Origin of the sequence: Paraburkholderia bryophila, assembly GCF_003269035.1 — a bacterium.
Classification (GTDB): domain Bacteria; phylum Pseudomonadota; class Gammaproteobacteria; order Burkholderiales; family Burkholderiaceae; genus Paraburkholderia; species Paraburkholderia bryophila.
In genome coordinates, this window is record NZ_QLTK01000014.1 from 121,012 (window position 1) to 133,097 (window position 12,086).

General features: G+C 62.1%; 9 protein-coding genes. 2 read left to right on the forward strand and 7 right to left on the reverse strand.

Annotated elements, in window-relative coordinates:
* Positions 1-98 precede the first annotated feature (98 nt).
* On the reverse strand, positions 99-953 hold the full coding sequence (locus BX591_RS20645) for a DJ-1/PfpI family protein (RefSeq protein ID WP_111933169.1): 855 nt from the start codon (positions 951-953) through the stop codon (positions 99-101).
* 142 nt (positions 954-1,095) lie between these two features.
* Positions 1,096-1,842 (reverse strand): SDR family oxidoreductase, encoded by a 747-nt coding sequence (locus BX591_RS20650; protein ID WP_111933170.1) that lies wholly within the window; start codon positions 1,840-1,842, stop codon positions 1,096-1,098.
* Positions 1,843-2,332: 490 nt separating this feature from the next.
* On the opposite strand from BX591_RS20650, the gene BX591_RS20655 reads away from it, so the two are divergent.
* Positions 2,333-3,169, forward strand: coding sequence for an inositol monophosphatase family protein (locus tag BX591_RS20655; protein ID WP_111933171.1), 837 nt, complete (start codon positions 2,333-2,335; stop codon positions 3,167-3,169).
* A 36-nt stretch (positions 3,170-3,205) separates the two neighbouring features.
* Here BX591_RS20655 and BX591_RS20660 read toward each other — a convergent pair whose 3' ends face one another.
* Positions 3,206-5,590, reverse strand: a complete 2,385-nt coding sequence (locus tag BX591_RS20660) for a DNA polymerase II (protein ID WP_111933208.1) — start codon at positions 5,588-5,590, stop codon at positions 3,206-3,208.
* 171 nt (positions 5,591-5,761) lie between these two features.
* Between BX591_RS20660 and BX591_RS20665 the strand changes: the two genes are divergently transcribed.
* Complete coding sequence (locus BX591_RS20665; protein ID WP_035558253.1) at positions 5,762-6,187, forward strand: PRC-barrel domain-containing protein; 426 nt, start codon at positions 5,762-5,764, stop codon at positions 6,185-6,187.
* 200 nt (positions 6,188-6,387) lie between these two features.
* Here the strand turns inward: BX591_RS20665 and BX591_RS20670 are convergent, their stop codons facing one another.
* The 4 genes from BX591_RS20670 to BX591_RS20685 all read right to left on the reverse strand — a co-directional run bounded on the left by BX591_RS20670 (position 6,388) and on the right by BX591_RS20685 (position 12,081).
* Positions 6,388-7,398 (reverse strand): DUF2891 domain-containing protein, encoded by a 1,011-nt coding sequence (locus BX591_RS20670; protein WP_111933172.1) that lies wholly within the window; start codon positions 7,396-7,398, stop codon positions 6,388-6,390.
* Positions 7,399-7,821: 423 nt separating this feature from the next.
* Positions 7,822-9,144 (reverse strand): NAD(P)/FAD-dependent oxidoreductase, encoded by a 1,323-nt coding sequence (locus BX591_RS20675; RefSeq protein WP_111933173.1) that lies wholly within the window; start codon positions 9,142-9,144, stop codon positions 7,822-7,824.
* The gene (locus BX591_RS20680) at positions 9,144-10,436 is read right to left on the reverse strand and encodes an NAD(P)/FAD-dependent oxidoreductase (protein ID WP_111933174.1); all 1,293 of its coding nucleotides are present in this window, start codon (positions 10,434-10,436) and stop codon (positions 9,144-9,146) included. The genes BX591_RS20675 and BX591_RS20680 overlap by 1 nt, the downstream gene beginning before the upstream one ends.
* Positions 10,437-10,491: 55 nt before the next feature.
* A complete protein-coding gene (locus tag BX591_RS20685; protein ID WP_111933175.1) occupies positions 10,492-12,081 on the reverse strand; it encodes a DUF3138 family protein in 1,590 nt (529 codons plus the stop codon).
* Positions 12,082-12,086 lie beyond the last annotated feature (5 nt).

Consider the following 12,086-nt stretch of genomic DNA (forward strand, 5'->3'; position numbering starts at 1 on the left):
GAGGGCCGCAACCGATTGGAGCGAGGGAGCAGACAAGGCGGGTTGCGGTCTTTATCGAGGCCAGCGGGGTGGCCTCGCGTACCTTGTCTGCGAGCGCTTCAGCGAATGCCCGGAATGCGTGCGAGACCTCTGGATGCGCCGGGCAATATTTTGTCGACCATCGCAACGATTTCCGGCCGCGCCTCCCTGGGATGACCGGAATGGAACGGCGGGGCGGGGTCGTATTCCATCAGGAGTTGTGCGAATTCGGCGGTTTGCTGGCCGCGTAGTTTCGCGGCGACGCGCAATGCGAAATCGATGCCCGCCGTAATGCCGCCGCCGCTCATGAACCGGCCGTTATCGTCCTCCACAAAGCGCTCAGCAACGGGGATTGCACCGTATTCGGTCAGGTCGTTGATAAAGGCCCAATGGCAGGCGCTCCGTTTGCCCTTGAGAATGCCCGTCGCGGCGAGCACGAGCGATCCATTGCAAACCGAGGTCACATATCTGGCGCCGTCCGCCAGGCGCCGGATTTGTGCCTGATACGCCGGCTGCATCGGCGCCGTTAGATCGGATCCGCCGGGAACCAGAATCAGATCGGCCTTCGCGACATCGGCGAGCCGTTCGGTCTTGCCATACACCACCCCGTATTCCAGGGTGACGGGACCACCCTCCAGACTGGCGTAGCGAATGGTCGTATTGGGCATCCAATGAAAGACCTCGCTGGGGCCGGCAAAATCGAGCAGCGTTCCGTTGGGATAAACGGTAATGACGATGTCGAGCGGAACGTCCGGAGGAAGTATTCCTTTACTGGCCGTTTCGGCGAGAGCGGGCGTGGCGCGGCCGAGTAAGGCTCCGCTTCCGAGAAGAGCGCCGAGCGCCGCGATACTGCCAAGCTTGAGAACATCGCGGCGGGAAGCGCGCGCGTTGATCGGTTGTGGGGCTGAGGCGTTGTCGTCGATTTGATCTGTCACAGTGACTTTTTCCTATGCGTCGGCCCTCTCTGCAAGCGCAGCCAGGTCGGACCAGATTGAAATAGCGCCCACGACGAAAAGCGTGACGGGCGTGTGGGTTGGAAAGTGGCGCAGGCGGGATGACGTGAAGCGTTCCGAAAACTCAAAGTTGCGAGGCGCCGCCGTCGACCACGAGTTCGGTGCCGACGACGTAGGAGGATTCGTCGCTGGCGAGATAGAGCGCCGCGTAGGCAATGTCCTCGGCCTTGCCCATATGGCCCACCGGAATGGTCCCGGCTAACTCGGCCTTGGCGCTGCGAACCTGCTCCTCGGACATGCCCCACTTACCGAGCAGAGGCGTGTCTATCGCGCCGGGCGCGATTGCGTTAAAGCGGATTTTGCGGTCGAGAAACTCGTAGGACCAACTGCGGGCAAGCGACCGTACCGCGGCCTTGGCCGCCGCCGTCAACGAGATGCCATGCTTGCCGGTCTGCGCGACGAACGACGTGTTGAGAATGACCGAGGCACCCTTCCGCAAGTCCGGCAACACGGCTTGAAGCGTGAACACCACGCCCTTGACGTTGATGTCCATGATCTCGTCGTAGCGTTGTGCGTCGATGTCGTCGACTGCGGACGGGTACGCCCAGCCCGCATTGGCGAACACGACATCCAGGCCGCCGAACTTCTCTTTCACCTGAGCGGCAATCGCCCGCATGTCGTCGATTGAACGGACGTCGCCTTTGAGAGCGAGCGCGTTTTCGCCCAATTCGGCTTTCACGCGCTCGATCGCGGCCTCGTCTCGACCCGTGACCGCGACACGTGCGCCTTCTGCAATGAAGAGCCTGGCGGTTGCCAGACCGATACCGCTAGTGCCGCCTGTGATCAAGGCCGACTTGTTCTTAAGTCTCATCTTTAAGTCCCTTTCTTTTGTCTCTTGATGGATCAGGCCGATGGTTGAAAGCGCAACCGGATCGGTGCAATTGCCTCGAGTGCCGGTGTGATCTTCGCTGAAGATTATGGAAGGGGAGACGAATGGCGCAAAGGTCGTATTTCCCTCAAAAAGCGCCTTCAAGTGGCAGGCCACGGGCCGGATGGCGAGCCTCTTTTTTTTGCGTTTACGTTATGCGCCAACCCATCGTTTCAAAGCTGAAGTTCTCGACGTGATCGCGCGTGTTAACCGAGCGTGGTATGCTCGGCGCTCAAACTTGCACGCGTGTGCAAATCGGCGTTACACAGATGCTTTTGCGACGCCGCGCGTGCCCATCGCGCCAGTCATAACCTTCAACCGGAATCCGGAGAGCTTTTGTCGTGTCCCATGGTCTGGATCAGTTTTTCGCGCATGAAGTGCAAGTCGGTTTGCCACTCAACGTTCAGAACCCGGCGTTTGCAGGAGCGCATGCATGACGGTCATTGAATCGCCCACACCGCTCTCGATCGACCTCGACGCCCGCTATACGCTTGCGCGAGCGGTCGCCCAGCAGGCCGGCGAACGGGCGTTGCAGATGTTCCGCAACCGCGCCGCGCTCGAAGTCGAACACAAGGGCTTGCAGGACTTCGTCAGCATTGCCGATCGGGACGTGGAGGGCATAGTCAGACGGGCCGTAAGCGAGGCTTTTCCGGACGACGCGTTTCTCGGCGAGGAAAGCGCGGCCGGCGTATCGGCTACGTTGTCGAGCGAGCGGGTGGTCTGGGTGGTCGATCCGATCGACGGGACGAGTTGCTTTCTGAACGGCTTGTACGCGTGGTGCGTGTCGATTGGGATTCTGGTGGACGGCGAGCCGCTGATCGGCGTGGTGTTCGATCCAAACAGCAACGAGTTGTTTCATGCCGCGCGCGGACGAGGCGCGTTTGTCGGCGAGACGCCGTTAAATGCCAGCCCGTCGTGTCACGTCCGTGAGGGACTGTTGGGCGTGGGCTTTTCTCATCGGCTGAAGCCCGAGGCGTTCATGCCATTCCTCGGCCGTCTGCTCGGCGACGGCGGCATGTTCATCCGCAACGGCTCCGGCGCGCTGATGATGGCTTATGTCGCGGCGGGTCGCCTGATCGGTTACTACGAGCCCCACATCAATGCGTGGGACTGCCTCGCGGGAATCGTGCTGGTGCGCGAAGCGGGCGGCACGGTGAACGATTTCCTCGCGAATGACGGCTTGTTGCGCGGTAACCCGATCATGGCGGCGGGGCAGGCGTTATATCCGGTGTTGATGACGCTGGTGGAGGGGCCGGGCGAGCAGAGCTAGCGGCTGCGCCCGATCAGTCTACGGGCCGGCACAGCCTCAAAACAACTGTTTCTGCCCCGACATCAACGTCGTGAAATCATCCCGCAGTAGCGGCAAAATCGCGTCGGCAACGGGTTGTAATTGCCGCGTGAGATAGTGCTCGTAGTCGATCGCGGAACGCAATGTTTCCAGCGGCTCGGGTCCGGCAACCGTCATCACATAGCTGATCCAGCCGCCGTTCTGGTATTGCAGCGGGCGCCCCTGGCGGCGATTGAACTCGTCGGCCACGCGCGCGGCGCGCACGTGGGGCGGCACGTTGCGCTCGTATTCGCCGAGCGCGCGGCGCAGACGCTTGCGATACACCAGTTGATCGTCGAGTTTGCCCGCGAGCGTATCGCGCACGTAGTCGCGTACATAGTCCTGATACGGCTGTTGTTTGAAAATGCGCCGGTAAAGCTCCTGCTGAAACTGCTGCGCAAGCGGCGTCCAATCGGTGCGTACCGTTTCGAGCCCTTTGTAGACGATATCCTCGCTACCGTCCGGTCGAATCGTCAGACCGGCGTAGCGTTTCTTGCTGCCTTCCTCGGCGCCGCGAATGGTCGGCATGAAGAAACGCCGATAGTGCCGCTCGAATTGCAGTTCGAGCGCGCTGTCGAGTCCGAACCGCGCCTGCAGATTCTCCCGCCACCACGCATTGATATGCTCGACGATCGCGCAGCCGATGCGGCTCGCGTCCTCCTCGTCATGCGCGTGCTTGAGCCAGACGAAGGTCGAATCCGTATCGCCGTAAATCACCTCGTAGCCCTGGCCTTGAATCAACTCGCGCGTGGTGTGCATGATTTCATGGCCGCGCATGGTGATCGACGAGGCGAGACGCGGGTCGAAGAAGCGGCAGCCGGTCGAACCCAGCACACCGTAAAACGCGTTCATGATGATCTTCAGTGCCTGCGAAAGTGGCGCATTGTGCTCACGTTTCGCGATTTCGCGCCCCTGCCAGACCTGCTCGACGATGGAGGGCAAACAATGGTGTGCACGCGAGAAGCGGGCGCCGAGAAAACCGGGCACGGAGTGATCGTCGGCGGGATTCAGCATGCCTTCCACGAGGCCGACGGGATCGATCAGAAACGTGCGGATGATCGACGGATACAGACTCTTGTAGTCGAGCACCAGTACTGAATCGTAGAGCCCCGGCCGAGAATCCATCACGAACCCACCGGGGCTCGCGGCGCCCGCCACGTCGCCGAGATTCGGTGCGACGTAGCCTTGCCGATGCATGCGCGGCATGTACAGATGCGTGAACGCCGCGACCGAGCCGCCGCTGCGATCCGCGGGCAAACCGGTCACCGTGGCGCGCTCCAGCAGAAAGCGCAACAACTCGGTCTTCGCGAAGATGCGCGTGACCAGCTCGCAATCCTTCAGGTTGTAGCGCGCAAGCGCGGGCTTGTCCTCGTCGAAGCGGCGCTGGATTTCATCCATGCGCTGATACGGATTGTCGATCGCCTTGCCTTCGCCGAGCACCGAGCGGGACACGTGTTCGAGACTGAACGACGGGAAGCTCCAAGTCGCGGAACGCAGCGCCTCGATGCCGTCGATAATCAAACGCCCCGCGGCGCCGGCAAAAAAGTGATTCTGCTTGAGACCGTGTTCGCGCCATTCCATCACCGCACCGCCGCGACCGAGCCGCAACGGTACGCGATATTGTTCGGCGTGCTGCTGCAACACCCGCAAATCGAACTGCACGAGATTCCAGCCGATGATCGCATCGGGATCGTGCCGCGCCAGCCAGGCATTCAGCTTTTCCAGCAACTGCGCGCGGGTTTCGCAATATTCGAGGTCGAAGTCGAGTTCGTCCACTGTGCCTGCGGTGTCCGAGTTGCCATTGGCTGGACCGAGCATATACACCTGGCGCTGCCCGCAACCTTCGAGCGCGATCGAATACAACTCGGCATGCGCGCTGGTTTCGATATCGAGCGACACCAGCTTCAAAGGCGGCCGGTAATCCGTGGCCGGTTTGAGTTCCGCATTCAATAGCGGACCGTCGTTCTGCGCTTCGCCGCCGAACCACACCGGCGCCGTGATGAAACGCTCCATCATGTAGCGCTCGGGCGGAAAAACGTCCGCTTCATAAACGTCGACACCGCCTTGTTTCAGGCGCTTTTCGAAACCCGTCAATTGCCGGTACTGCGGGCAGTAAAGCCCCATGACCGGCCGATGCTGAAAGTCGCGCAATTCGAGCGGCCGCAGATCGAGCGGCGCTTCGCGGCGCAGCACTGTTTCGGCACGCTCGCGATGCTCGGCGGGAATGAACGCAACCGATGGTTGCGGCCGCAAGCGGATGTGACGAGGCCCGCTGTCCGTTGCCAGCCAGAAATCGACTTCCGTGCCGGCGGGCGTGTCGCGCCAATGCCGGGTCAAGATAAAACCCTGTTCAAGCTCAGTCAAACTGCCACCTTCAATGCGGACGCCATCGCCATGCATGATTTTACCGCTATGCGCATGCGGTCCTGGCAGGCAGGGTGCAGCCGCGTCCCGCAGTCTGTATGATCGTCATGCAGCGATTCCTTCGGCGCGAATTCCGCGCCGGTCAAGTCTACTAAGAACGGAGTAAACGATATGACTTTGAGCAAGCTTGTGATTGCGGTCGCAGTTGCTGCAACCAGCCTGGGCGCGCAGGCGCAAGTCGCCGGCTCGCAGCCGCTGAGCGTCACGGTCGAACAATCCACCGCGCTGTTGAGCGGCTGGAGCGTGAAGAAGAGCATTCTGGGCAAGGCGGTGTACAACGATCAGAACGAGAAGATCGGTACGGTGCGCGATCTGGTGGTTGCACCGGACGGTTCGCTGTCCGCGGCCATCGTCTCCGCTGGCGGCTTCCTCGGCGTGGCGTCGCATGACGTCGCGGTGCCGATCGCCGCACTGGATATTCGCGGCGGCAATTTCTATCTGGCCGGCGCGACGAAAGACGCGTTGAAGGCAACGCCCGAGTTCCAGTACAACAAGGTTCAGGCGCCGCCGAAGCCGAAAAAGCTGACGGCCCAGTAATGCAATAAGCCGGCGTGGTCGCCGGCTCGGGCGCAGCAAACGCGTCCAATCCGATGCAGTAGTGGAAAAGCGGCGCTTGTGGCGCGAATCGGTGGAAAGTCGAACCGTTTCGCGCTGGGAGCGCCGCTATTTCTTTGCCTGAATGAATGAGCGAACATTCGCTCGGGCGAATCGTGCTTCAACTCATTTCAATTCCGCCATCAAGCTTCCAGCGCGAGCGTCGCGAACGTACCCAGCCAGTGCTCGCCCATATAGTCGCCCGCCACATGCGGCAGCGCGCTATGCAGATGCCGCTCGGCCGCCTCGAACAACACCGTGCGGCGAATGTCGCCGGCGGGCAGCGCGCGTGCCAATGAGCGCTGACACCACGCACGGCTCAGATTCAGACCGTCCAGATGCGCGATCTTGCCGTCCGTGCGATCGGTCACGGTAACGGGTTCGAACAGCGTAGCGGGCTTTTTCGCGCCAATGTCCGGCAGAAAGCGTCCGAACCAGTCGACGAATTGCGCCGGCGGCAAGACGCGCCGCATCAACTCCGCTTCCATGAGCGAAGGCGACAGGAACTCATCGCCGGCGGGCTCCCACGCCTGACAGGCCACGTCGTTCAGAAACCAGCGCTCCGCCGTGTTGACGAGCAACGCCTCCAGCGATCCGCGCGAGGTTTGCCGCGCGAAATCCAGCGTGAGCGACAGCGCGAACGCCATGTTGAAATGCGTGCCGACCCGCAACGGGTAAGTGGCCTTCGGCAGAAACTCCTCGAACCGTTCGACAAAGATCTCGGTGAGCGGCTTGAACGTTCTCGCCCAGCGCGCGCCGTCCGAGAGTTTCAGCGATTCGAGTTGCGCGCTGAGCGCCAGCAGCCATGCCCAACCATAAGGACGCTCGAAACCGCGGTTATGCGCCAGATCGAGATAGGCGCACTCGCCGGCCACATTGGCCGCGGTGAAATGCTCGTCGACCACGGCAACGATACGGGCCGCTTCCGGCAGATCGGGAAAGCGCTCGAGGAGATGCAGGATCAACCAGTAGCCGTGTACGCACGAATGCCAGTCGTAGCTGCCGTAAAAAATCGGGTGCAATGCGCGCGGCCCCTGCACGTCTTGCGGGCCGTCCAGCGAGTGCGTCAGCTTGTTCGGATACTCGCGCGTGAGATGAGCGAGCGCGAGATTGGCGAATCGGGAAGCGAGTTCGGGAGTCAGTAGAAGGGTCATCGGCGCCTCCTCAGGAGCGGCATACGAACGGACACGCCAGTATGGCGGTGACGATAAAAAATAGTAAAGCGGTCGGCCACGACGTTTCAGATCGCGCTGTGACGGTCGACACCCGCGTAATCGCGACGCCGGCCGTTAGACGGATTAATAGCGCGAATGCGGTGAACATCAAACCTGTCAGCCCGGACAGGTAATACCACTTATGACGGCGAGGCAATGTAACACGATAGATTATCGATAAATAGTCGATAAAGTGTGTGTTGAGGGTAAACGCCAAGTCACGTCGGCATGGAGGACTTACAGCACGCCTGTGGGTCGATGAGGTTGGGGATGCGGCGCAGACGCAAGAAGCGCCTTTTACGGAGATCAGCGGGCCGTCGTTGCAACGGCCGCCGTATTATTCCTGGAGCACTTCGAAACCGCTTAGAACAGTTCGAGGATCCGGTGATACATCATGCCGAGTTCGAGCGCGGGGCCGCGTAACGCGGGCCCGCCAGGAAAACGCGCGTGCCGCAAGCGGGCGAACAGATCGAACGCCGCCGTCTCGCCGGCCATGGCCTTGGCGACGACGCGCCCGGCGATGCCCGTCAACGCCACGCCGTGCCCGGAAAACCCCTGCACGTAGAAATAATTCGGATCGATCGACCCGAAGTCGGGCGCGCGATTGCGCGTCACGTCGACGAAACCGCCCCACGCATAGTCGATTTTCACGTCGGCGAGTTGCGGGAACACGCCGACCATGCGCTCGCGAATCTCCGCGCCGAGTTGCACCGGCGACGCACCCGTGGAACTCGCGCGCCCGCCGAACAACACGCGGTGATCCGCCGAGAGGCGGAAATAATCGAGCAAGAAGTTGTTGTCGCAGATCGCTTCGCGGTGCTGGATCAGCGCATCCGCGCGCGCCTGGCCGAGCGGTTCCGTGGCGACGATATACGACGCGATCGGGGCGATACGCGCCGCGATCGGCGCGGGCAGCACGTCGCCGATCGTCGCGTTGCCGCACGCGGCGACGAAGCGGCAGCGCACTTCGCCGCGTGCGGTTCGCACGACCGGCCGGGCGCCGCGCACCACCTCGATCACCGGCGAATGCGCGAACAGTTGCGCGCCCTCGCGGCGCGCGGCATCGGCGAGACCGAGGCAGTATTTGAGCGGATGCAGATGGCCGGAAAACGGATCGTAAACACCGGCGAGATAGCGACGCGACGCAACCCGCGAGCGGATTTCATCGGTATCCAGCCACGACAGTTTTGTGTAGCCCCAGCGTTGCGAGGCCGATTCCATCCATGCACGCAAATCGGGTACGCGTTTCGGCCTGGTCGCTACCGTTAAATAGCCGGCCGTGAAATCGCACTCGATGCCATAGCGTTCAATACGTTCGCGCACCAGCGCCACGCCTTCCACCGACATGGCCCACGCGGCGCGCGCGCCCTCGAGTCCGAGCTGCTTTTCGAGGACCTCGTCTTTCGCGAAACCCACCAGCGTCTGGCCGCCATTGCGTCCCGAGGCGCCCCAGCCCGGCCGGTGCGCGTCGAGCACGATCACCGAAAGGCCACGCGCGCGGCATTCGAGTGCTACCGACAAACCGGCGAAACCCGCGCCGATCACGCATACGTCGGCTTCCTGCACGCCGTCGAGCGTGGGGTCGTCGGCAGCCGGACGGGGGGCGCTGGCCTCGTAGTAGGAGTTGGCGATCAGCGCGTCGGCGCGTTGGTCGAGTGTGTTGAAGCCGGGAGTCGGTGCATTCATCAAAGCAGGTCCTTCATTCGATACCAGGCCATCGCGAGTACGAGGGCAGGGGTGCGCAGTGTAGCGCCGCCGGGGAAGTCGCGGTGGCGGATCTTGCCGAACAGATCGAAGCGCGACGCCTGACCGTCGATCGCCTCGGCGATCAGCTTACCGGCGAGACCGGTGGTATTCACGCCGTGGCCCGAGAAGCCTTGCGCAAAATAGATAGTGGGTGACCGGCGGCCGAAATGCGGCGCGCGGTTCATGGTGATGTCGACGAAACCGCCCCACGCGTAGTCGACTTTGACGTCGTCGAGTTGCGGGAAAGTTTTCAGCATATCGCGGCGCATTGCTTCGCCAAGGTTGCGCGGCGCGAACGTGGAATAGCTGACTTTGCCGCCCCACAGCAGGCGATTGTCCGGCGCGGGCCGGAAGTAGTCGAGCACGAAGCGGCTGTCGCAGACCGCGGCCTTCGCGGGCATCAGTGCTTCGGCGCGGTCGGCGTCGAGGGGTTCGGTGGCGATCACATAGGTGCCGACCGGCATGATCTTGCTTGCCACCTCCGGCGCGAGCTGACCGAGATAGGTATTGCAGGCGAGCACGACGAACTGCGCATGCACCTTGCCGCGCGCGGTTTCGGCCACGTGCCGGCCGTTTTCTTCACGCAGCGCGGTGACCCAACTGTCTTCGAAAATCCGTACGCCGGCCTCGCGCGCCGCGCGTGCAAGACCCAGCGTGTAGTTCAACGGATGCAGGTGGCCGCTGTCCGCATCGTACAGACCGCCCAGATAACGTTGCGATTGCACGTACTGGCCGATGCCGTCGGCGTCGACATAGCTGAAACGATCGTAGCCGAAGCGGCGTTGGGCTTCGTCGCGCCATTTTTGCAGCGCATCCGTATCGCGCGGTTTGTTCGCCGCGGTCAGATAACCGATCGTCAGGTCGCAATCGATCCGATGCTTCGCGATCCGCTCCTTGACGATATCGAGCGTTTCGAGGCCCATGTCCCAGACCCGCTTCACGTCGTCGGCCGGCATGAACTTCGCGAACGTGTCGATATCGCACGCAAAGCCGCCGATCAACTGCCCGCCATTGCGCCCGCTCGCCGCCCAGCCGACTTTCGACGCTTCGAGCACGGCGACCGTATGGCCGCGTTCGGCGAGGTTCAGCGCCGTGGAAATGCCGGTCAGGCCCGCGCCGATCACGCAGACGTCGACCGTGATCGAGTCGTCGAGCGAGGGATGGCGCGTGGTGTCGTTGGCCGTGGCGGCGTAATACGAAGCGACGTGAGGCTGTTTCGAGAAGCGGAGCATAGGCAGTGTGCGGGTAGAGTGCCTGAGCGCGCGGCGCGCGCCCAGGCCGTGCGGATTAGAACGAGTAAATCAGCTGCGTGCCGAGCAGGTCGTTGGACTTGCCGTACGAGCCGTCGTTCTTCAGGAACACCTGTTTGTTGGCCCAGTCGTGCCGGTATTCCACCTTCACCGTGACCTGCTGGGTCGGGTAGAACAACAGATCGAGCGAGACGTCCTGATGGGTGGCGCCCTTACACTCGAAACCGAGGCCGCCGTTACCCTTCGAATTGGCCAGGCAGTCCGCGCCAATACCGAAGCCGTCAGCCGTGTCCATACCGTTCGCATTCAACGCGACGCCACCGCCGCCACCACCGTTCTTGCTGTCGACCAGCACGTCATAACGCGCGGTCACACCCATGCGTCCGAGGCCCGGCAGCGAGAACTTGCGATGCGCCAGCAACGACAGGCCGTACCACTGCGCCTGGCCGCCGTTGAACGCGGCATTCTGCTGCTGGCCGTAGTCGACTTCGGCGTTGTACTGCACATCCGCCTGCGTATAAGCCAGATCCGCTTCGCCGAAGAAGAACGTGCCGAACGCGCTCGACGCCTGACCGCCCACGCCATACACCGGAATGGTGTTGCCGTTCACGTTCTGCGTCGCGGCGGAGAGCGTCTGACGCCCGATATTGAACGAACCGCCGATATCCAGCGCGCTCGACCACGTGTAGTCGACACGAGCCGTGAAGGTCGGAATCTTGTTGCTGCTCGTGATCGGATCGCCCAGCGCATTGGTGCCGGTCTGCACCACCGAGCCGTACGTACGGTATTGCTCGTTGCCGAGCATGAACTTCCATGCCCAGCTGCTGCCGTCGCCCGTGTAGTTCACACCGACGCCGAGATAGCTGCCCGGATCGGAGAAGTCGTACAGCAGGTTATGCGTGAGCGTCAGCATCTGATTCGATTGCTGCACTTCATAGCCGCCGAAGCTCGGCATCAGACCGGCCACGAAAGTCGTGGTGGCCGTCATCGGAATCGTCACAACCGCCGTGTTCAGGATGTTGTTGCCGATATTGCCGTGTTCGTTCTGCAGCAGCGTGATGCCGTTGCCGCGGTTCGGCATCAACGTGATTTCGGCCGACGGCGCCATCGGCCCGACACCGAAGGTCTTCTTGATGTCGAGGTACAGATCGCCGAAGGTACTGTTGAAGTAGTTGTAGCTGCTTTCGTGGTTCGCGAACAGGAACGACGAGCTGCTGGCCGCGCGGTTATAGATGTAGGTCGGATCGATATAGCCGGTGACCGACAGGCCCGCGAGCGGTCCGGTGTTGGCGGCATCGACCAGCGAATCGACCTTCAGTTGCTGGTTGGCGATCTGCTGTTTCATCGTGTCGACCTGGTCGTTGGTCAACGTGGCGCGCGCCTTGCCATAGTCCGGCGACGAGATATCGACCGGCGCCTCGGCCACTGCCGGGGCAGGGGCCGGCGTGGCCACGATCGCCGCGTTGGCCTTCGGTTTGGTCGCCACTTCCGAGCGCAACTGCTTCACTTCCTTTTGCAGTGCGTTGAGTTGGGCCTGGAGCGCCTTGATCTGGTCGCTGGTGGCGTCCGCCATGGCCATGCCAGGCAAACTCCCCGCCACCAACAGACAGATGAGCTTCTTTCTCATGCAAA

Excerpts from the sequence above, each read along its gene's own strand:
- BX591_RS20650 (WP_111933170.1), bottom strand. The coding sequence starts at position 1,842 with ATGAGACTTAAGAACAAGTCGGCCTTGATCACAGGCGGCACTAGCGGT.
- BX591_RS20655 (WP_111933171.1), top strand. The coding sequence starts at position 2,333 with ATGACGGTCATTGAATCGCCCACACCGCTCTCGATCGACCTCGACGCC.
- BX591_RS20665 (WP_035558253.1), top strand. The coding sequence starts at position 5,762 with ATGACTTTGAGCAAGCTTGTGATTGCGGTCGCAGTTGCTGCAACCAGC.
- BX591_RS20670 (WP_111933172.1), bottom strand. The coding sequence starts at position 7,398 with ATGACCCTTCTACTGACTCCCGAACTCGCTTCCCGATTCGCCAATCTC.
- BX591_RS20675 (WP_111933173.1), bottom strand. The coding sequence starts at position 9,144 with ATGAATGCACCGACTCCCGGCTTCAACACACTCGACCAACGCGCCGAC.
- BX591_RS20680 (WP_111933174.1), bottom strand. The coding sequence starts at position 10,436 with ATGCTCCGCTTCTCGAAACAGCCTCACGTCGCTTCGTATTACGCCGCC.
- BX591_RS20685 (WP_111933175.1), bottom strand. The coding sequence starts at position 12,081 with ATGAGAAAGAAGCTCATCTGTCTGTTGGTGGCGGGGAGTTTGCCTGGC.